The organism is Hahella sp. NS-SX17, assembly GCF_057367735.1.
Map to the genome: position 1 here is coordinate 4,069,284 of NZ_CM170632.1, position 19,476 is coordinate 4,088,759.

Here is a 19,476-nt window from a genome sequence, read left to right on the forward strand (position 1 = left end):
CATCGATTCCTGATTTTATTAATTCAGGGTTTACTCAGTTCATTCTTTCACTACGTAGTATGCCGCCAATACTTCCAGCTGGCCGACTTCGTTAAAGTTAAGCCTGTAATGTTTGTGACTTTTCTCAGTCGTTAATCCTAATCGGCAATGCAACTCAAGCCAGTCCGACTGACAGACTTCATAGCTCGAATCATCCCTCTCTTTATCCAACAGCTCCATAACAGTATTCCATTTGTACGCAACAACATCTTTAAAACCTATTTCTACTCTTTCTTCCCGCCAGTCCCGATAACAAACCGTTAAATCGCCTCTTTCACTACATATGCTGGGAAACTCGGAATCAGCCGTAGAAAAAGAAGCGCCCAATTCTTTTACATATCTCACGAAAAGCCCTCCCTTTAATAGGCTCAATAGTAATCTCTCGTCTCTGGAGAGCGCCAGAAGCGCAGCCTGAAGACCTCGCTTCGGATGACATCCTCTTTTTTATGACCACACCAACCTACTGATTTATATACATAAATATAAATTTGATACAAATTTGAGATAAAGCGGAGACCCGCGAGATTCATGAAAATGACCACCTCTCGATAATCGATCGCATTGTCATTTGGTCGATACCTGAGGTGAAAAATGGATCAGTCGCTGTATTATCACTGGAACAACTTATGTCTTTATATTGGGCGCTTTGACGGCGTATATAATTGGCAGCACATAGCGGATAGTTATATTGTCGGGCTGGATGGCGAGTTTGAGGTCAAACTCCCGAATGGCGAATCGATTGTTACCCGCTGCCTGATGATTCCCGCTAACGCACGCTGTGACTTTATATTGACTAATAAGCGTATCGCCTTTGTGTCTTCTCATTTCTGGCGCAACATTAAAACCACCCTGACTTATAACTATTATTGTTGTGAACAGGATGGATTTCTCTTTGATTTTCTTGACGCGGATAATATTGCAGAGGATTTCCGAAATTTATATGAGAGACGCCCTATTGCGAGTGAGGCGAAGCAATTATTGGAGACGATCCTTAATCCCAAACATTATCCATTATCGCCTCCACTCATGGACCGTCGGGTACGAAAGCTGATTGAGCTATTATTGAAGAATCCTGATCTTTCCCAATCCATTGATGATTATGCGGAGTTAATGCCCATTTCGGCGGCGCATCTCAGTCGATTATTCAAACAGGAAACCAATATTTCTTTCGCACGATTTCGTCTGGGGGTGCGGGTGTTGTATTTCATCAAGCAGTTTTCCCGCAGCCGTAATTTGACCACCGCCGCCCATGACTCAGGTTTTGCGGATCTGGCGCACTTAAACAAATGCCACAAATTATTATTCGGCATCTGCCCCTCGCAGTTATGGCTGAGCGAATCTGAACTCAAGATCTGCGTGGCCTGAACAAACAAAGGCGAGCCCAGTGAAGTGAGAATAACCCTGAAGGGACCTCGGAAAAACGTTGGCAAGGACGCCGCAATGGCTGCCCAGGTAGTTTTTCAAAGGTTCCTTAACTCCTTGTGCTGATATCCGGTAAAGGATTTGTATAATGCAGTCCAACCGTTTTCAGCGCAGGAGCCCCCCGTGACCGACCGAGATTATGAAGAAATGCAGATAGGCGAATGGCGCATCAATGTGGAAACGAACCGGCTCTATCGTGAAGCGGCTGAACATCAGTTAAGCGATAAAGTCTGCAAAGTGCTTCTGGCGCTGGCTGAGAACCCTGGCCGGACAGTGACCAGGGAAGCGTTGATCCAGAAGGTCTGGAATGAAAACGAGTATGTGGGCGAACAGGCCTTGAACACGGCCATCTGGCAATTGCGCAAAGCGTTTAACGACAGCAGCGAAGCCCCGGAATATATCGAAACCATCCCCAAGAAAGGCTATCGATTACTCAAGGATGTCGCCATTATTCCATTTGAGAAAATACCGGATATCCCTTCTCCGCCGCCGCAACCAGCGTCCGCACCGCCGCCCGCCCCTGAACCCGCCGTTGCGCCGCCGGATAACGAAGCAAACACGGTGGGCAGGGAGATGGAGTCGGAGCGCCCAGTGGACGCAGGCCCTGCGCCTGCTCCCTCTTCCCGCCTCAAGCGACCGATTGTGGCGGGCTGTTCATTGCTGGCGCTGGCGGCGGTGGCGCTCCTTGGCAGGATCATTTACGACGGCGGGGATACGCCGCCGGCGCTAAACTACTGGTGCGGCGTCGATGCAGGAACCGTGGAGCGGCTGGGGATCGACTCCGCCAGCGCCTGCATGCTGGAGACGGAACAGGGTCAGTTCGGCCTGGTGATTGGCGACCGCATGGCGAAGCTCGGCACCTCTTATTATCAGTCGGCGGATACCGGAGACATCGCTGGCGATATTTTTTTCTGCGAAAGCAACCACAAGCGACTAGGACATAAAAACAACAGCCCCTTGAATTTCGTCACGCTGAAGGAGCGTTGCATGACTCAACGCGACGGCGAAGTCGAAATCGCTGAACGAGGCGGCGCCCGCGCGTCGCTGGTATGCGCGGATTACCAGCCGCAGTCCATTCACTTACAGACGCCGAGTTCGGAAAAGCATTGTGCTTTACCGCCCGCATTAACCCAGAATCACCCCAACGCGGTCAAAGATCCGGATTACTGGTACGGAGTTCGCCGCGGCGAACTCGCCGATCTCGGTATTGATGAGGACGCCAGCTGTATTCTCAACGCAGAAGACCCGACCTGGATTGAAACAATCGAATTCGCCTGGATATGGGGAACCCGGCGCTGCACGGACAGCAGCTCCAGTCCTGTCGGGTGCGGCGTCCTCAGCCACAACGCGCGACGCACCGGGGCGACGGTGAGCGACTTCTTCACGCAGGAACAACTGCAGAGCCAATGCGCCAAAGGCGCGGACAAGATCGCCTTGACGCAGGAAGGCTGGTGGCGCCCTCAGCATAAAGACAAAACGTCGCTGGACGCCTATCTGCTATGCGAACAACAGCAGCCCAAGGCTATCCAGTTGTCGTTTAAGCCCGTCATAGGCGACGTCGTTGAAAAAGCCTGCGCGCTGCGATATTAATCCGGCGAACACATTCACACTTGAGATCATGAGAGGACTGACAATGAATGTTAAAACCTGGCTGCCTGGGATCTTCTTGATCGCTCTTATGTCGACGACGGCGCTCGCCGCCGAGCCAAAGCTGGTGATCAAAGAAAACGATTCTCTGCAAGACGTATTACGCGGACAGGCGGATAAAAAGATCGGCGTACTGCTGAATTCCGGCGTTGAATTACATGGCGTGTTAAAAGATGTCGGCGCTAAGGTCATTCGTCTGCAGGAGCTGCGCACCCGGGAAACATTCGATGCGATAATCCCTCTCAGCGAGGTCTCCGCCGTGTTGATCGACAATCATTTGTTCGATTGAAGAGCCGGAATCCATGCTCGCACACCTTTATCAAGCCATTGATTTATAAACATTAATATAAATTTGAGATAAATTAGAGAGCAATTGGATAGCCGCAAGATTCAGCGGCGCATGGGGTCGCCTTAACATCCGTTTCATCAACAACGCAAACGGAGAAACCCCATGAACATAGCACTTATTATTGTCCTCATTCTGACTGCAGCGGCTATCGGCGAACTGAGACACCGCTACAACAAAACGCAGCGCCGCAACAAGAATAAAGACAATGGAACAGACTGAGCCCCGTTCCTTTACCGTTACGATTTATGAACGGGCTTATCCTTCAGCAACGCCTCTGGTATGGGACACTGCTTTTCCTGAGTTTCCCCGACCAGAGGTTTAATCGCCAGCCTGACCCCCGTCGGCGCGCCTTTGACGCACTGGATATAGCCTTTCACGTAGGACAGGCTCTCATCATGGCTATCAAGGCGCCGAAAGGGTTTGGTAACCTCTACTTCGCCATTCTTTGTCTTCTGGCACAGCTTGGCCAATATCGGCTGCGCATAGAAGCTGGACATCTTCGAACCGCGCATGCCGTTATCGTTGGCGAACCAGCCGCAGGCGTGCTTGTTCTTGTAGTAGCTGGTCAAATGGCAGGCGACATCACCCCAGACAAACGCAATGGTGAGATCTTCAGGATAAGTCGGGTCCGTCACCGCCAGCGAACACAGCTCTTCTTCCGGAGCGATGCCTCGTCGCGTGACGTCCGCGCTGTCAAGTCCATACCTGGCTGACTCGATTTTGTAGTGAGGCGTCGCCACCTGCAGAACCTCCGGCACGCCACAGTCCTTCTCGCCTGCTTCCGTTTGGATCTTGATATTCATAGTCTGATAGTTTTGGCATTCCACTGTCGCCTGTACCCCCTCGGAAGTCAGCAGGTCATGCGAGCCGTCTTTTTGCAGACTACAGATTTTTTGCAGCTTAGCGGTGGTCAGCATAGTGTCGCCGGATAAAGTGGCCGCCTTGCCCCCTTCGCACTTGCGCAACATGGCGCCAGGATGACGTCCCTTCACCGGCGTAAACCAGGTATTGCTGGATACATTGAAGTGCTTTTCGGCTTCAATCAGCACCAACTCCCCCTTCCCTGTCGGCAGGCGACATTCACTGTCCCGTTTGACGCGCCAGTCCCGAATGTTTTCATCACTGTAGCCGCACCAATACTCTGCGCCAGCGTAAGCCGCATTAAGCAGCAACAAGAGCGGGAACAGAGGAAACAGAAAGTATTTGAGGGTAGTCATGGCCAGTTTTTATCCTGTTTGCCTGAGGGTCAGGAGCAGTCCGTTTTGTTGCATGATTATAAAGGGTTATCTGAGGCTACTTGCCTGCCTGATTAATGGCAAGCGAATTGGACTATGAGCGCTTTTGACATGAAGACGGCGGATATTTACAAGTAAGACCCGCGCCTGATCTCTTAAAGTTCACTCCAACGCAGAGCAACCATCGCTCGCAACTTATTACGCTCTTCCAGACCACTGGGAGAATTGCTCATCAAACGCATTGGAGTCACATTATGAATCCCCTACTGAAACAACTCAGCCAATCCCTGGCGCCAGCCATGTTCGCACTTTGCGCGCTTCCCGTATCCGCCACGGTGATCAATATCGACTTCACGACGAGCGCCGCTGAAGCCGCCTACGTCGGTGCGGACGGTATTCTCAGCGCCGGCGGCGCGCACTGGAATCAGGTCGTGGCGGGCGACACCCCCACCCACTTGCGTGATGAACAAGGCCATCAGTTTGACGCCAGCGTCGCCTGGACAGACCATGCTGCGGATGTCCTCTATCATCAGGCCGGCGGCAACGAACTTTCAAACTCTGGAGTCGGCGCCGCGCCGGACGATATTGACGGTATCAACCGCGTCTTCTTCTCCGGCGCCAGCTTCTCGCCTTATCAGCTGACCATCTACGGCACTGAAGATCTGAGTTTCGCCCTGCTGACCGCATACAGCGAGATAGGCTATGCGCCGGATGCGCCCAATAGCCGCTACAGAGCGGACGGCGCCTGGGGTGACGGCATCTATTATCAGGTGGATTTTGACGAATATCCCGTGGATGGAAGCATTGCCGGCGTAGGCGATGCGTTTGGACTGGGCTTTGGGTTCGCTATCTTTGAAGGCGCTATCACCGGTCTGCAGGTCGCCGGCGAGTTTACGCCCTTTGACGCCGGCGAACCCCATGACGTGCCGGAGCCAGCCGCTTGGGCGCTGTTATCTTTAGGCTTGCTTGGCGCAGGCATCAGAAAAGCGGCGCGATCAAAAGTGGGGACGGCCGCCTGATCACCTCGCCGCGTTAGAGTCGTTCATAAAGAAGAATGGCGGCAGGGATCGCCGCCTTAAACTTCATTGCGGGCGTTTTCCGAGATAAAACACCCAATTTCAATCTCATTGTTCAATTTGGCGTCGGCATAGCTTTGGGGCAATTCGAACTCGTCCACTGCGTCCCAATGGCCGTTCTCATATAACACCGCCGATTGCACCTCCTCGACCAGAATACCGTCGTCCGCAAGATAGCGCGTCAGATTCTCGATGGCTTCTTCACGGGCCTGCGCAGGAACGACGCTGCGACCATAGTAATAGGCGCTGCCATCCTGCGGCAGAGTGCTTTCCGGCGCGACTTTGCATTTCGTATCCACCACCCAGAACGATGTCATAAACACCTCGATTTAACGCGTTATTATTAACATGGCAATGATATTGGCATGTTGATAAACAGGCATGAATGCGCCTGCGCGGCGGCGATATTGCGCGGTCAGAGGCTCGCGCCGCCCGCCTGTTCGATCAGCAAGTCATGAATGGCCTGACCGGCTTCCAGAATATGTTTTTTCAGCAACGCCGACGCCGCTTTCTTGTTGCGCTGGCGACAGAATTCCAATAGATCCGCATGCTCCCTTTCGGCCTTTTCTATGCCGGTCGTGAACAACAATTGCAGACGGATATAGCGATCAGATTTGATGTTAAGGCTGCGCACGACTTCCATCGCCTGTGGCAGGTTGGCGGGATGATAGAGGGCGGCATGCAGTTCATAATTCAGCTCGCTCCAGCTCTCCACCCGGTCGCCGCTCTCCACCGCTTCCTCAAAGGCTTTGAGAATTTTCTCCGCTGCGGCCAGATCCAGGTCAGTCATGTTGTCGATGGCCTGCTCCAGCACATGACATTCAATCAACGCCCGCAGCTCAAACAGTTCGCGAATTTCCGAAGGACGCAACTCTGTCGCCGTGGCGCCTTTGTGGGGTTCAAAACAAACCAGTCCCTGCGCTTCCAGTTGCAACAGCGCCTCCCGCACCGGAATACGGCTGACGTTAAATTCTTTGGCGATGGCGTCCTGTCGCAAAGGCTCCCCCGCCACAATTTCTCCAGAGAGAATTTTTTTACGCAGAATATCTGCGACCATCTGTGTACGGGTTTTATAAACGGCTGCGGTGCTCATAACGGACAATAAATGATCCCGGATGTCAAAAAAGGAGGCGATACTATCATTTTAGGCGCTCGCCGCAGTAGTCAAGAAAATTTCCTCTGGGCGAGCGAAAGTTTGTTGCCGAGTGTTTAACTATTTCACTTCAAATCCATGGGCATAGGGGTCTTCGCTGTCCACCCAGATGGTGTTGTGGCCATAGACTCTGGCCCAGCCTTGCACGCTGGGTCGTATCCCCTGATGCGGGCCTACTGTCGCCACATCTTCCACCCGGCCCTGGAACAGGCTGCCGATAATACTTTCGTGCACAAAGGTATCGCCGACTTTCAGTTTACCTTTGGCGAACCATTGCGCCATGCGCGCGCTGGTGCCGGTGCCGCAGGGAGAACGGTCGATGGCGCGGTCGCCATAGAACACGGCGTTGCGGGCGTCCACGCCGGGCTGCGTCGGTTTGCCGGTCCAGAGTACATGGGACACGCCGCGTACGGTGGGGTCGTCCGGGTGCACGCACTCCACCACTTCATCGACAATACGACGAATCAACGGACTGAAGCGCAGAATCTGATCCACGCTGAAGTGCTCCAATCCGGGAAAGTTCTTTTGCGGATCGATGATAGCGTAGTAGTTGCCGCCATAGGCGACATCCACCACCAGTTCGCCAATGTCGGGAACCTGCACCGCCACCTCGCTGTGCGCCAGATAAGCCGGCACGTTATAGATTTTAACGCTTTCGACCTTGGCGCCCTGCTGCTCGTAATCAATGGCGATTTTGCCCGCCGGCACGTCCAGGATCAGTTTGCCGGGAACCCGCGGGCGAATAATCGCATTCTCAATGGCAGCGGTGACCGTTCCAATGGTCCCATGACCGCACATGGGCAGACAGCCGCTGGTTTCGATGAACAGGATCGACGCGTCGGCGTCCTCGGAACAAGGGGGATAGACAATGGACCCGGACATCATGGAATGCCCGCGAGGCTCAAACATCAGCGCCTGACGAATCCAGTCGTAGTGCTCCATGAAGTACTGCCGTTTCTGGCTCATGGTGTTTCCCGACAAAGCCGGATAACCTCCCGCCACCAGTCGCACCGGATTGCCGCAGGTATGCGCGTCGATACAGAAAAACGTGCCTTCTCTCATATCCATATCCCTTCTTGTCTTAATTTTGCAGTGATGCTTGGGCTGTCATTAGAACGAATCCAGCCATCAGCAGCCACCGTGGCTGGTGATGGATTGTCCGCCTTCAGATAAATGTATATTTTATACAATATTCAATTTCACAAATGAAGAGGACGTTCAATGCAAGAGCTGGACACGGACATCACGGTACTGGGAGGCGGCATAGTCGGCGTCTGTTGCGCCCTGTCGCTGCAGCAGGCGGGCATGAAGGTCAGTCTCATTGACGGTCGTGGCGTCGGCGAAGGCTGCTCCCGGGGCAATGCGGGACACTTCGCCACGGAGCAGATACTGCCTTTAGCCACGCCGGGCCTGTTGTGGAAGATTCCCGGTATGCTGATGGACCCGCTGGGGCCGGTAGCGATCCGCTGGTCCTATCTGCCTCATATCGCACCCTGGCTGGTTCGCTTCATGCTCAATACCCGCAAAGCCTCCTACAACCGCAGCGGTAAGGCGTTACAGGCCCTGAACGCCGCCTCCCTGCCCGCCTGGCGTCGCCTGCTGGCGGGCACAGGGAAGGAAAGCCAGATCCGGGTCAACGGCTCATTGCTGACCTTCGAACGCAACGCCAGCTTCCAAAGTTATCAAGCTACGTTGGACACGCTGCGCACCCGCGGCGTCAAAACCCAGGTTCTGAATGGCGCTCAGGCGCGAGAACTGGAGCCCGGATTGGGGGCGACGGTCAAACACGGCGTATTTTTTCCGGACACCGGCCATACCGCCAACCCCTATCACCTCACCCGCACGTTGGGGGCGCTCTTTCAAAGTCGGGGCGGAACCGTGCTGAACAAGATGGTGAATAGCGCCACGCCAACGACAGAGGGCGTGCAACTGCATTGTGATGGGGATCAGATTCGGGTTCCCAAACTGGTGCTGGCGGCGGGAGCCTGGTCCAAACCTTTAGTGAAGCAACTGACCGGTAAATCGATCCCTCTGGATACGGAGCGCGGTTATCACCTGATGCTGCGCAACGCCGGGGCGTCCCTGTCGATTCCCGTCACCTCCGCCGAGCGGCGCTTCATTATGACGCCCATGAACGAAGGATTGCGTCTTGCCGGCACCGTCGAGTTCGGCGGCTTGCAACAACCCGCCAACATGCGCAGGGCGACCATGCTCGCCACCCACGCCCGGGCATTGCTACCCGGCCTAGACGACGCCCAGGGCGAAACCTGGATGGGATTCCGCCCTTCTCTGCCCGACTCGCTTCCCGTCATTGACCGAGTCGGCGAACGTCGCCAGATCATTCTCGCTTTCGGACATCAACATTTGGGGCTGACTCAAGCCGCGTTGACCGGTGAATTGGTGCGTCAGTTGGCGACGGATCAAACGCCAACCATCGATCTACAGTCTTTGCGTTTGAGTCGCTTTTAAGAGTTGAAAAGTCAGGCGTCTACTCCACGCCTGACTTTTCTGCCAGGAATTTTCTAATAAGTATTACTCGAAATACACCCAAACCGTAAATATACACTTGTGCTTAAAATGCTTGTCGCACGGCCATTTAACTTAATACCATTTAATTAATGAAGTTAACTTAATAGAAGTTGACACTCAATTAAAAACCGCCCTCATCCAGCGTGACATAAGCCTTCACAGGAAAATAAACCATTAGGCTTAACCCATTAAATATAATCCTCAAACATATAATTATAAAAACAAAGTTAAGTTATCTTTTACCGTGAAAAACCTCACAAAAGCAACTGTATTTCATATACTCTTCTCCTCCATAAAAATATATTCAATTCGCCCCCTCGGTTTCTCAAATATACAAAGCAATTCATTTCAGGATAAAAGATGAACATGAAAACACACAGGATAGGCTTTTGCGCAGTCAGCCTGTCATTCCTCACCGCCACGTTATTGACTCCTTCTTTCGCTGTAGCGGCCAACTGTGAAGCAACGCCGGTCAGCGGCAAAATTTATAGCATTGTAAACAGAGAAACCGGATTGGCGCTGGACATCGAAGGGGTCAGCAAGGCAGACGGCGCGGCGGTGATTCAGTGGCGCGCAAAGGGCTCCGCCAACCAAAAGTTCAAAGTCACGAATGTCGGCGGCGACAACTACAAAATTGAAGCCACACATTCCAATCTGGCGCTGGACGTTCTTAACCTGGCTCAACATGATAATGCCGATCTCATCCAGTGGCCTTATTGGGGCGGCCTCAACCAGCAATGGTTCCTGGTGAAATCAAGCACTGGCGGATACAGCATCCGCGCTCGCCACACCGAGAAGGCGCTTACCGCGCAAACACAGAATATGGGCGCCCGCATCGTGCAATCGGCGGACATAGGCAGCGGCTTGCAACGCTGGTATTTCAACCCTATTGACGGTGAGTGCAGCCAGGTTAATGGATTCGCCGGGCAGCCCGGCTCTGACGGTCTCGCCACCACTACCGGCGGGGCCGGCGGCGAGACGGTTATCGCCACCAACTGCCAGACGCTGACTTCCGCCTTGACGTCCGACGGCTCCAAAACAGTCATCGTTCCTGACAACACAACGATTGACTGCCGTACGCCAGTACGCAAAGTCAGCGTCTGCGCCATGACCTGTCCTTCTTATCAGGAACAGAACAAAACCTTCTATAGAGTCCCGGTCGGCAACCAGACATGTACGGAGCTGTGCGGCACATCCAATGACACCGTCTCTGTAAACCGCGATGAAAGCCGGATACATATCAAATCCAATAAAACGCTGAAGGGCCAAGGCGCAAACAGTCGCATTATCGGCGCTACATTAAATATAAACGGCGTAAAAAATATCATCGTCAAAAACTTAACGATCGAGGGCGTAAATCCACATCTTGTTGAAGCTGGCGACGGCATCACCATTGAAAACTCAAGTCATATATGGGTGGATCATATTCGAGCCAAAATGATCAGTGATGGACATATCGATATCAAAAACAGCCGCAACTTGACGCTGAGCTGGAACCACTTTGATGGCTACAATCCCCATGTTTGCGGTAAACAACATCACTACACCATGCTCGTGCAGGACTCCCATGTCACAATAGATCACAACTTCTGGGATCGCGCATCCGGCCGCAATCCGAAGCTGTATGGCTGGGATACGCGCGCGCACATTTATAATAACTACTGGAATAACATCACCTATTTCTCCATCAGTACCGCCAATGGCGCGCAGGGTCTGATTCAGAACAACCATTTTGAAAACGCCCGTTCCCCACACTGGAATGAATCCGGCTACATGAAAGCATCCAATAACCTTTATACCGGCTCATCGGCGACCGATCCCAAACGGGACAGCGGCGACGCCGTTCTCTATGACATCGACATGTATCCCTACAAGCTGGACAGCGCGTCTAATTTGCCAGGGATTCTGAAATCACAGACCGGTCCTCGGTAAACCACGCTTTCGCCTGTTTCTATAGGGACATTTCCCCCATGGCAAGGACGCCAACTCCCAGTCTCCCACTTTTATCGCAACCTCCCGTTATCTCCTCTTAGTTCTCACTCTCATGGCCTGTCTTGAGGATAAGGCGCCATAGCGCTATAAATTTTGTCGACATGTATATTGTATACAATATACCGTTTACATAAGATGAAGAGCGACGCCCCACTCAGTCGCCTTGGTTCAGCAAAGGATCTCTGAGCGGGAAAACAAAAACGACCGATCGCAAAGGAAATAAGGATGAACATTGATGGCGTACTGGTTCCTGTCGTCACCCCCTTCGATGACCGGAATCAGATAGATTATCCGGCGCTGGGCCGATTGCTTGACCACCTCATAGACTCCGGCGTAAGAGGGATCGTCGCCTGCGGCACCACAGGCGAGTACTACACGCTCAGCATGGAGGAGCGTCGCGACCTGATGGCGTATATCGCCAGACAGGCAGGCGGCCGCGCCTTACTGATCGCCGGGGTGAACGATACGCACACCGCCGGCTCCATCGCCAAAGCGAAGGAAGCCAAAGAGATGGGCTACCAAGCCCTGATGCTGGCGCCGCCGATTTATTGCCTGCCCCAGCAACACGAAATCATTCAGCATTATCAAAGCGTCAGCGCAGCCGTGGGCATGCCGATCATTATGTACAACTTCCCCGCCCGTTCCGGCGTGGAGATCAGCATAGAAGCCGTTATGGAGCTCGCCAATGACCCGAACATCATCGGCATCAAAGAGAGTAGCGGCGATTTCAGTCGCGCACTGACCCTGATCAACGCGGACCTGCCGAACTTTCAGGTGGTATGCGGCTCGGATGATCAGGCGGCGGATTATTTCTTCTGGGGCGTGCGCTCCTGGATCGGCGGCGCGGCCAACTATCTCCCCAAGGAACATGTGGCGTTGATCGAGGCGGCGCAAGCGGGCGACTATCAGCGCTTGCGGGACGGCATGCGCAAAATCCTTCCCGCCCTCAAGAATCAGGAGAAAGCGGATTACAACCAGAAAGCCAAAGTCGGCTGCGCTTACATCGGTTATCCCGTCGGCGACACCCGTCCGCCACTGGCGCCGATCGGCGAAGAGGACAAAGCGGAATTTCTGGAAGCCTTGGCGGCGAGCATCGTAAATCAATAACGACAAGGACGAAAAACAATCATGCCTATAAAAAAAGAAGATGTTTTTCAGTTGGCCAGAGACGCACAGCTATACTCAGGCGCGCTGGTTCCCGGACTGGACAATAGCCATGAACTTCACTTCGACACGCTAAACCCGTTCAATCAGCAGGTCATCGGTCGGGTGCAGCGCTGCAACGGCCGCCATGTGGACGCAGCGGTGAAAGCCGGTCGCGCCGGCTTCGAGTCTGGCGCCTGGTCAAAACTGCCACCCGGAGAACGCAAGCGCATCATGCTGCGCTGGTCGACTTTGCTGCAGGAGCACCATGAAGAGCTGGCGGCGCTGGACTGTTTGGACGCAGGCAAACCAATCAGCGAGTGCCTGAATACGGACATACCCGACACCATTCACACCATCGCCTGGTACGCCGAAGCCGTCGATAAGCTGTTTGGAAAGATTTCCCCTACCGCCAGCGACAACCTGGGGCTGATCGTGAAGGAGCCTATTGGCGTAGTCGGCGCCGTACTGCCCTGGAACTTCCCCGCCCTGATGCTGGCCTGGAAGGCCGCGCCCGCTCTCGCCGCCGGCAACTCGCTGGTGATCAAACCCGCGGAGCTGACCTCTTTAAGCGCCTACCGCATCGTGCAACTGGCCCACGAGGCGGGAATCCCGACAGAGGTACTGACGCTGGTCACCGGCCTGGGTGAAGAAACCGGAAAACCATTAGGGCTGCACCCTGACGTGGACATGGTGTCCTTCACAGGCTCAACCGAGGTGGGCCGCCTGTTCCTCACCTACTCCGCGCAAAGCAATCTCAAGGAAATCGTACTGGAGTGCGGCGGCAAGAGTCCGCAGATTGTTTTTGAAGACAGCTACGCCCTGGAGGACATTGCGGACAATATTCTCTCCGCCGCATTCTGGAATATGGGAGAAAACTGCAGCTGCGGCTCGCGTTTGATCGTTCACAAAAGCGTAAAAGAAGAGTTGCTCAAAATTCTGCAAAAACGGTTAGTGGACAGTTGGAAAGTGGGCGATCCGCAAGACCCTGAAACGGCTATCGGACCTATGATCGAGCCGGCGCACTTCGAGAAGGTCTGCGGTTACATCAAAACCGCCAAAGGGGAAGGAGCCAAATTGATACGGGGCGGCGAAGCCCTGAAATTAGGCGCAGGAATGAGTGTCGAGCCAACTATTTTCGACGGCGTCACGGCGGAAATGACGTTGTTTCAAGAGGAAGTATTCGGACCCGTTCTCGCCGTCTCAACCTTCGAAACGGAAGCCGAAGCCATTCATCTGGCGAACGCCACCAGTTATGGTCTGGCCGCGTCTCTCTATACCTCCGACCTGCGCCGCGCGCAACGGGTCTCCCGCGCCATCAAGGCCGGCACGGTCTCCATCAACTGCTTCTCAGAGGGCGACATCGCCACGCCCTTCGGCGGCTATAAAACCTCCGGTTTCGGCGGCAGGGACAAAGGCCTGGAAGCACTGGAGCAGTATGTGCAGACCAAGACAGTCTGGTATGGGGGATAAAGTCTAATTGCGCTAATAACGCTGCGCGACACTGCGCAGCGTTGATCAGAAGTCCTCGACTCCTAGCCTGCCGAGCGCTTAAACAGATTATAGGCGTCAACGCCTGGATCGAATCCTGTTTGCGCGAACTCCGGCCCTTCACTGGCGGGGTCGATGCAATTCCAAAACGAAGCCGCCGTATTCAACACAACGCCTCTCAGATACCAGTTAGGGTCCAAGGAGCTGATCGCGTTACTCAGCTGCATATCCTGCGGTTTGCGCCACTCCCGCAACCAGTGCCAGGCTTCCCGTCTGTGCGCCGTGCTGGAAAAAATTACGCCGTCATTCGCTTTTCTGGCGTTTTCTATCACAAAGTTGGCGCTTTGATCGCTCAAAGGCACTTTATTCTCCGCAAGAAACTTGTTCGTTCCGTATACCAGCTGACCAAACCAACTCTTGCTGGATTTGGTCGCCTCTGAAATACGCGCTCTCGCATCTGGCATTTCTGTTCTCCTTACTCGCCAAATTTTTAATCTCTTCCAAAGGCAATAAATACCCTTCGGATACATCATTCTGCTCATACAACATGATCAATAACGCCAACGGAAATCGGCGCATTACTCTCCCAGCTCAAACACAGCCAAGATCCTGCAATAGTAATTTAATTGCCGTATAAACAGTAAGTTAAGATGAAATTAAATGTTCTACATCACGTTCTGGAAGGGATTCGAGAGAATCAGAGAGTGCCTGCTTGACGTGTCAATATCAGCGCATGGCGAGAGTCAGTAGCATTGCCATTCCAACGTCCATTCGTTTTTCTTACCAGAGGCGGTCCCGCGACCGAAATAACCGACTCCTTGATCTCCCCACATCCAGCCGCCCTTTTCAGTCGAGTCGATTTGAAAGACATAATCCGGAACGGCGTCGTGCTTATTCCAGGGAGCCCAGAAGATCTCAGATTGAATCAAGCTTGGCCAGCCCCCTAATTTGAAGCCATCGACATTTTCAAACAGGTCGTAATACTCATCTTCGAATTCATCAGGACAGTCGACAGGTAAGTCTTCCCAACAAGGGTAATCCTGCTCAATCAACCGAGGCCTCATAGGAAGGGCTTTGATCGAGCTTCCCGTTGCAATGTTCTGCAATGGGACAAGATCGGAAGTACTCGTATAGGTCCGGATCAGCCACTTCGTCCCATTTGGGTCGTGATCTGGAAGCTCATCAGGACAGATAAAGATGCAAATAAAAGCCAGGTCTTCAAGCCCTTTAGGTTTAAATGGAAGCCCTGAAAGATTTATCTGCGCAAGCGCATGCATGGGGCATCCAGCGTATTCAGGCCAGGCTTCCCCTTTTCCACCAGAAGTCACTTTGCCGAACCAGGAACTTAACGGGTCCTCTGGAAGCTGAACCCCGCCAATATCAAAGACAATGGCTTTACGGGCAATTTGGCTCTTAAATTTTTCGATTGTTGTTTTCATTTTTTAAATTTGATTTGTACTTATTCCATTAGTCCAAAACTGAGCCCAAACCTAATCCCGAGAGCTTTACGGCCACGGAGGTAAAGATTTTTCCCTGCGCCAAACGAGTCCATTAGATCATTATGCACGAGGGATGAAGTAGACGTTCACACCTATCTGTGAATTGGTCGACGCAGTGGCCTGAATTCCCCATGCGCGTTTAACCTCTATTGGATGTCAGTTAAGTTATTTTTAAACAGCCCAATCCCCAGGCTTAGTATTTCAGCTATTTCTATTATGTTGGTATTGCTCCAGGTAATTCCTGAGGAAGATCTACTACGATCATAAAAGTAGTAGTTATTATCAAAGAAAAGCTTTTCATAAAGAGACCGTTTTGACTGAAATTCTTTCCTAAAGCTATTAGTCTCCCCAAGACAGCTAAAGAGTGAGTCGTCGATCAAATTCCATGCAGATAGGGATTGACTTGCGTCGAAGCTATTCTTCTGTGGGGCTTGGATAAATCTAATAATTAGATCCAAGTCCACTAATATTGGGTCGCTATTTTTTTCTATTTCAATTCCAATTAACTTGGCAAAATCCTCAAGATGAGAAATGGAAGAAAACTGCGCGAGCTTTCCGTGAATCAGGGAAATCCTTGAGGGGCTTTCCGTTGACCAAATAAGGAAGCGATCAGTATTTTCCAGTCTGAACAGGTATGGATAGTACTCGATTTTCTCCACTTTTAATTTCCTAATAATAGCTACAGGCCAGCATTAAAATATCCATCTGGCGTCGTCCGCCTTGAATATAAGGTTGTAGAAGATGACTTTAAAACAGCTCAAGGCGAATTTCTTTTATTCAACCAATATATACAACATAACTCGCTTTTAATGCGCAGAAATGCTCCCCAAAATGCTTCCATTGGCGTGCTCTGGTCCAATCTCAGTGCACAATTTCCTTCAGAGAGCTTTCATAGATAAAACGTTCGTATTTAAGCTCTTCAATAAAGCTATTCATACTCCTCATACACCGGCAGTTCTTTATTGATTTCATACCAGCTTGCTTTATCGGAGACCCAGATGTGGCTTCTTTCCTGGGATTGTGGGTCATTGTCCAGTGATCCCAGTCGTAGGATGGTGAAGGGGGTGTTTTCTCTTTTCGCGTAGACCTGCGTGCCGCAATGGGAGCAGAAGAAGCGGGATTTTCCCGGGGAGGATTCGAAGGCGTTCAGGTGCTCAGCGCCTTTCAGGTTGAAGTCATTGTCATCCACTCGCGCCACGCTGGAGAATGCGGCGCCGTGGGCTTTTCTGCAGGTTCGGCAATGGCAGTGGATGATGTCTCCCACTTTTCCCGTAATGTCGTATTTCACCTTGCCGCACAGGCAGCTACCTGAAATCATGATTCAACTCTCCTTAACGATTTCCGAGGCGACAGACCCCGAATCAGCGCCTTAGTGTATCCCACAAAGAGTGACGCCGACATTATTCCACCCCCCATAATGGCGTCTCTTACCCCAAGGATATGGCGCCCTCTTGCTCTCTAGCACCCTTGAACGCTTCGGCGCCTACAAGCGAAACTCGCGGCTCTTCCGTGAACATGGGCGTGGACATCAATAATGTCATTGAGTTTCTCTTATTAATCTTTTTCTTAAACTATTAACTTGACTTATCACATTAATCGTTCGGCTTAACTTTAAGGAATGTCGCATATACTTTTTAGCTTTATAGAATAAATATTTTTTATAACTCATGCGCCACTAATTAAAAACCTAAAAATCATAAATCAATATATAACAATGGCCTGACGCCCCGATATAACCGGCCGCGATCAGCCCATAAAAAGTAAGACAAAACGGTTTTAGTTTTTTCTCTGTGGTCGCCTTGCTTAAACCGACAATCCTGACTAAACAGTTATGACGCATCAGGGGAGTCACTCCTCTGACTAACCGCCGAAAAGTATGGCGCGTTCCCGCGCGCGCTTCTCAGGGATAAGCGAGAGCAAACCGCATCACCGCTGCTTTCTCGCACCGAAAGTCAGGAGGCGCACGCACCGCCGCAAGGCGAAGTTTGTAGTACGAAGGACGCTTTTATTCACTACAACGCTTAACAAGGACCAGTACCATGTCAACAGCCGCTTCCACCCCTAAACCCGACCCAAGCAAAGAGTGTGTGATCACCAATAACTGCACCTCTGACATCGTCATTCTGTCTCCCACTACCGCACAGGCTCCTGGCGACACCCAGAACGCCAGCGTTTACGATCAGGATCTGGAAATTCTCTCATTGCTCGAAGGCGGAACCGTCATCAGCCAGAATGGTTCCGGAACGGTTTACCTGGACCAGTATTACACCGATCCCAACACCAAACAGCAGCAGTATTCTCTGGTTTATAACCTGCTGGCCAGCACCTCCAGCTGGTATTTCCCGGTAGACAATATCGGCGTCATGCAAAATATCTTCGGCTCTCCCGTTACCTTCCCAGCGCAGACGGTAACCACGGATGAGCAGCAGTCCATAGCCAATGCGGCCACGTTCTATCAGACCATCGCCGCCTACCCTACCTCACAGTTAACCCAGAACTATGAAACCGCCATGAATGGCGCGCAGACTACCGCACAAGGTCAGGCGGACGGCAGCGCGAATTCTTCCGACAATGTGGCCAATTCCATTACCAACAGCGTCAATGATTTCTTTGCGTCCACCAAAGGCTTCCAGAACGTCACCCTGGCGGGTCTCGTCGCCGTGGAGTCTTACTACAGCAAGTTCCCGTTCGTGTGGGCGCAATATGACAGCACGACTTATTACCTGTACAGCAGCGACAGCAAAACCACCTCCTTTGTGGGCACGCTCTCTCTGACCAAACCGTCGGCGCTGGATCTCAGCAAACCCAATGCGGGATACGCCTGCACCTTCACTCCCGCAAAAGACCCTACTGACACCAGCACCGTGGACGTTGATTCATCGCAGGCGAAAACCCTGACTTACAGCAATGCGTTGTTCGTCGACAACGTGAACGCGGATATCCCGGACGTAGCGGTGAAAGGCACATTTCAGTTGAAACGCGTGTTCACCCAAAATCCGTCCGATACTCAGATCATCCCCGTGCTGACCGGCACCGTTGCAGGAGAAACCTGTATTGGCTTCGACTCGCCGCAACTGAGCACCGATCAAAGTTCGGAATTCTGGAACACCCTGTTCCACCCGAAAAACTCCGCGCAATTGTTCAATTCCATCATGACCATTGGCGGCGCGGTGATGATGCTGCATTTCGTGGCGTCAACTCTGTACGGCATCTTCAAGTGGGTCAAAAACCGCGGCAAAGCCAAAGAGCCCACCACCGAGGATTTGTTCAAGCAGCAGCAGGAAGCCTTTGAGAAGGCCCTGAACGAGAAGATCGACACTGCCGTGCAGAAGCTCAGCAATGGCAAACAAAACGCGCCGGAGGATACCGAAAGCGCACTGGAGGAGATCAATTCGGAACGTGGCTCCATTGATGACAACCTGAACGCCATCAACCTGGAAGAAGGTCTGAAAGCCGAAGCCAGCACGCTGGAAATTCAGGCGCAATATGAAAGTGAAATGAACGGCCAGCAACTGGAGCAACTGGAATCCAGCGCCACCAGCATCAAGAACTCCAATGACGCGCTAAACAGCGCTACCGAAGAGAATCTCCATGAGGTCGTCACTGAGCAGACCAGCGCGTTCAAGGACATTCAGGCTAATACTTCCGCGCTGACGGAATCCCTCGATAAGTCCATTTCCAGCGAGCAGCAGGCGCAGATTGAAAGCAATCAGGCCGCCAGCGAAAAAGTCAGCGAAGATATCGAGAATTCGGAGAAAAATGCGGAAGAGGACGCCTCCAACAGCGATCCCAAAGCGGAAGACGAAATCAAGCCACTCGAAGATTTCTAAACACCCACTTCATTGACTACTGGCGACGGGATGCGCAGCGACGCGCACTCCCGTCGCCGCCTTTGTCACGC

The 19,476-nt window shown here is 52.4% G+C and carries 18 protein-coding genes; 9 read left to right on the top strand and 9 right to left on the bottom strand.

The genetic code is table 11. The annotated features are described in order from the left end of the window. Positions 1 to 39: 39 nt before the first annotated feature. Positions 40 to 384, bottom strand: coding sequence for a hypothetical protein (locus tag AC2IBB_RS18090; RefSeq protein WP_486328160.1), 345 nt, complete (start codon positions 382 to 384; stop codon positions 40 to 42). Between the two features lie 246 nt (positions 385 to 630). Here AC2IBB_RS18090 and AC2IBB_RS18095 point away from each other — a divergent pair, with 246 nt between their 5' ends. The 3 genes from AC2IBB_RS18095 to AC2IBB_RS18105 all read left to right on the top strand — a co-directional run bounded on the left by AC2IBB_RS18095 (position 631) and on the right by AC2IBB_RS18105 (position 3,397). Then, entirely contained in the window at positions 631 to 1,404 is a 774-nt protein-coding gene (locus AC2IBB_RS18095) for a helix-turn-helix domain-containing protein (protein ID WP_486328161.1), read from the top strand. A 180-nt stretch (positions 1,405 to 1,584) separates the two neighbouring features. Then, positions 1,585 to 3,051: a winged helix-turn-helix domain-containing protein gene (locus AC2IBB_RS18100; RefSeq protein WP_486328162.1), complete on the top strand. Its 1,467-nt coding sequence runs from the start codon at positions 1,585 to 1,587 to the stop codon at positions 3,049 to 3,051. Between the two features lie 43 nt (positions 3,052 to 3,094). Further along, a complete protein-coding gene (locus AC2IBB_RS18105) occupies positions 3,095 to 3,397 on the top strand; it encodes a hypothetical protein (RefSeq protein WP_486328163.1) in 303 nt (100 codons plus the stop codon). 296 nt (positions 3,398 to 3,693) lie between these two features. Here AC2IBB_RS18105 and AC2IBB_RS18110 read toward each other — a convergent pair whose 3' ends face one another. Further along, a complete protein-coding gene (locus tag AC2IBB_RS18110) occupies positions 3,694 to 4,674 on the bottom strand; it encodes a hypothetical protein (protein WP_486328164.1) in 981 nt (326 codons plus the stop codon). A 272-nt stretch (positions 4,675 to 4,946) separates the two neighbouring features. On the opposite strand from AC2IBB_RS18110, the gene AC2IBB_RS18115 reads away from it, so the two are divergent. Next, a complete protein-coding gene (locus tag AC2IBB_RS18115; protein WP_486328165.1) occupies positions 4,947 to 5,711 on the top strand; it encodes a PEP-CTERM sorting domain-containing protein in 765 nt (254 codons plus the stop codon). A gap of 56 nt (positions 5,712 to 5,767) precedes the next feature. On the opposite strand, the gene AC2IBB_RS18120 is transcribed toward AC2IBB_RS18115, so the two are convergent. The 3 genes from AC2IBB_RS18120 to AC2IBB_RS18130 form a co-directional block, all read right to left on the bottom strand. Then, positions 5,768 to 6,085 carry a hypothetical protein gene (locus AC2IBB_RS18120; protein ID WP_486328166.1) on the bottom strand — a complete coding sequence of 106 codons (318 nt, stop codon included), beginning with the start codon at positions 6,083 to 6,085 and terminating at the stop codon, positions 5,768 to 5,770. 98 nt (positions 6,086 to 6,183) lie between these two features. Beyond that, positions 6,184 to 6,861 carry a GntR family transcriptional regulator gene (locus AC2IBB_RS18125; protein ID WP_486328167.1) on the bottom strand — a complete coding sequence of 226 codons (678 nt, stop codon included), beginning with the start codon at positions 6,859 to 6,861 and terminating at the stop codon, positions 6,184 to 6,186. Positions 6,862 to 6,981: 120 nt separating this feature from the next. After that, positions 6,982 to 7,989 carry a 4-hydroxyproline epimerase gene (locus AC2IBB_RS18130; RefSeq protein ID WP_486328168.1) on the bottom strand — a complete coding sequence of 336 codons (1,008 nt, stop codon included), beginning with the start codon at positions 7,987 to 7,989 and terminating at the stop codon, positions 6,982 to 6,984. 153 nt (positions 7,990 to 8,142) lie between these two features. Here AC2IBB_RS18130 and AC2IBB_RS18135 point away from each other — a divergent pair, with 153 nt between their 5' ends. The 4 genes from AC2IBB_RS18135 to AC2IBB_RS18150 all read left to right on the top strand — a co-directional run bounded on the left by AC2IBB_RS18135 (position 8,143) and on the right by AC2IBB_RS18150 (position 14,058). Further along, complete coding sequence (locus tag AC2IBB_RS18135) at positions 8,143 to 9,390, top strand: NAD(P)/FAD-dependent oxidoreductase (protein WP_486328169.1); 1,248 nt, start codon at positions 8,143 to 8,145, stop codon at positions 9,388 to 9,390. Positions 9,391 to 9,810: 420 nt separating this feature from the next. Next, positions 9,811 to 11,382, top strand: a complete 1,572-nt coding sequence (locus AC2IBB_RS18140) for an RICIN domain-containing protein (protein ID WP_486328170.1) — start codon at positions 9,811 to 9,813, stop codon at positions 11,380 to 11,382. Positions 11,383 to 11,667: 285 nt separating this feature from the next. Continuing rightward, on the top strand, positions 11,668 to 12,549 hold the full coding sequence (gene dapA, locus AC2IBB_RS18145; protein WP_486328171.1) for a 4-hydroxy-tetrahydrodipicolinate synthase: 882 nt from the start codon (positions 11,668 to 11,670) through the stop codon (positions 12,547 to 12,549). A 21-nt stretch (positions 12,550 to 12,570) separates the two neighbouring features. Continuing rightward, entirely contained in the window at positions 12,571 to 14,058 is a 1,488-nt protein-coding gene (locus AC2IBB_RS18150; RefSeq protein ID WP_486328172.1) for an aldehyde dehydrogenase, read from the top strand. 62 nt (positions 14,059 to 14,120) lie between these two features. Here AC2IBB_RS18150 and AC2IBB_RS18155 read toward each other — a convergent pair whose 3' ends face one another. The 4 genes from AC2IBB_RS18155 to AC2IBB_RS18170 all read right to left on the bottom strand — a co-directional run bounded on the left by AC2IBB_RS18155 (position 14,121) and on the right by AC2IBB_RS18170 (position 16,893). Next, complete coding sequence (locus AC2IBB_RS18155) at positions 14,121 to 14,540, bottom strand: hypothetical protein (protein WP_486328173.1); 420 nt, start codon at positions 14,538 to 14,540, stop codon at positions 14,121 to 14,123. 279 nt (positions 14,541 to 14,819) lie between these two features. Next, positions 14,820 to 15,515 (bottom strand): DUF1963 domain-containing protein, encoded by a 696-nt coding sequence (locus AC2IBB_RS18160; RefSeq protein WP_486328174.1) that lies wholly within the window; start codon positions 15,513 to 15,515, stop codon positions 14,820 to 14,822. A gap of 206 nt (positions 15,516 to 15,721) precedes the next feature. Next, positions 15,722 to 16,234: a hypothetical protein gene (locus tag AC2IBB_RS18165; RefSeq protein ID WP_486328175.1), complete on the bottom strand. Its 513-nt coding sequence runs from the start codon at positions 16,232 to 16,234 to the stop codon at positions 15,722 to 15,724. Positions 16,235 to 16,503: 269 nt separating this feature from the next. Next, positions 16,504 to 16,893 (bottom strand): GFA family protein, encoded by a 390-nt coding sequence (locus AC2IBB_RS18170; protein ID WP_486328176.1) that lies wholly within the window; start codon positions 16,891 to 16,893, stop codon positions 16,504 to 16,506. A gap of 721 nt (positions 16,894 to 17,614) precedes the next feature. On the opposite strand from AC2IBB_RS18170, the gene AC2IBB_RS18175 reads away from it, so the two are divergent. Then, entirely contained in the window at positions 17,615 to 19,405 is a 1,791-nt protein-coding gene (locus AC2IBB_RS18175; protein ID WP_486328177.1) for a hypothetical protein, read from the top strand. Positions 19,406 to 19,476 lie beyond the last annotated feature (71 nt).

Coding starts and splice junctions, on each gene's coding strand:
- AC2IBB_RS18095 (WP_486328161.1), top strand. CDS start 631: ATGGATCAGTCGCTGTATTATCACTGGAACAACTTATGTCTTTATATT.
- AC2IBB_RS18175 (WP_486328177.1), top strand. CDS start 17,615: ATGTCAACAGCCGCTTCCACCCCTAAACCCGACCCAAGCAAAGAGTGT.
- AC2IBB_RS18125 (WP_486328167.1), bottom strand. CDS start 6,861: ATGAGCACCGCAGCCGTTTATAAAACCCGTACACAGATGGTCGCAGAT.
- AC2IBB_RS18140 (WP_486328170.1), top strand. CDS start 9,811: ATGAACATGAAAACACACAGGATAGGCTTTTGCGCAGTCAGCCTGTCA.
- AC2IBB_RS18135 (WP_486328169.1), top strand. CDS start 8,143: ATGCAAGAGCTGGACACGGACATCACGGTACTGGGAGGCGGCATAGTC.
- AC2IBB_RS18105 (WP_486328163.1), top strand. CDS start 3,095: ATGAATGTTAAAACCTGGCTGCCTGGGATCTTCTTGATCGCTCTTATG.
- AC2IBB_RS18130 (WP_486328168.1), bottom strand. CDS start 7,989: ATGGATATGAGAGAAGGCACGTTTTTCTGTATCGACGCGCATACCTGC.
- AC2IBB_RS18110 (WP_486328164.1), bottom strand. CDS start 4,674: ATGACTACCCTCAAATACTTTCTGTTTCCTCTGTTCCCGCTCTTGTTG.
- dapA (WP_486328171.1), top strand. CDS start 11,668: ATGAACATTGATGGCGTACTGGTTCCTGTCGTCACCCCCTTCGATGAC.
- AC2IBB_RS18160 (WP_486328174.1), bottom strand. CDS start 15,515: ATGAAAACAACAATCGAAAAATTTAAGAGCCAAATTGCCCGTAAAGCC.
- AC2IBB_RS18115 (WP_486328165.1), top strand. CDS start 4,947: ATGAATCCCCTACTGAAACAACTCAGCCAATCCCTGGCGCCAGCCATG.
- AC2IBB_RS18170 (WP_486328176.1), bottom strand. CDS start 16,893: ATGATTTCAGGTAGCTGCCTGTGCGGCAAGGTGAAATACGACATTACG.
- AC2IBB_RS18155 (WP_486328173.1), bottom strand. CDS start 14,540: ATGCCAGATGCGAGAGCGCGTATTTCAGAGGCGACCAAATCCAGCAAG.
- AC2IBB_RS18150 (WP_486328172.1), top strand. CDS start 12,571: ATGCCTATAAAAAAAGAAGATGTTTTTCAGTTGGCCAGAGACGCACAG.
- AC2IBB_RS18120 (WP_486328166.1), bottom strand. CDS start 6,085: ATGACATCGTTCTGGGTGGTGGATACGAAATGCAAAGTCGCGCCGGAA.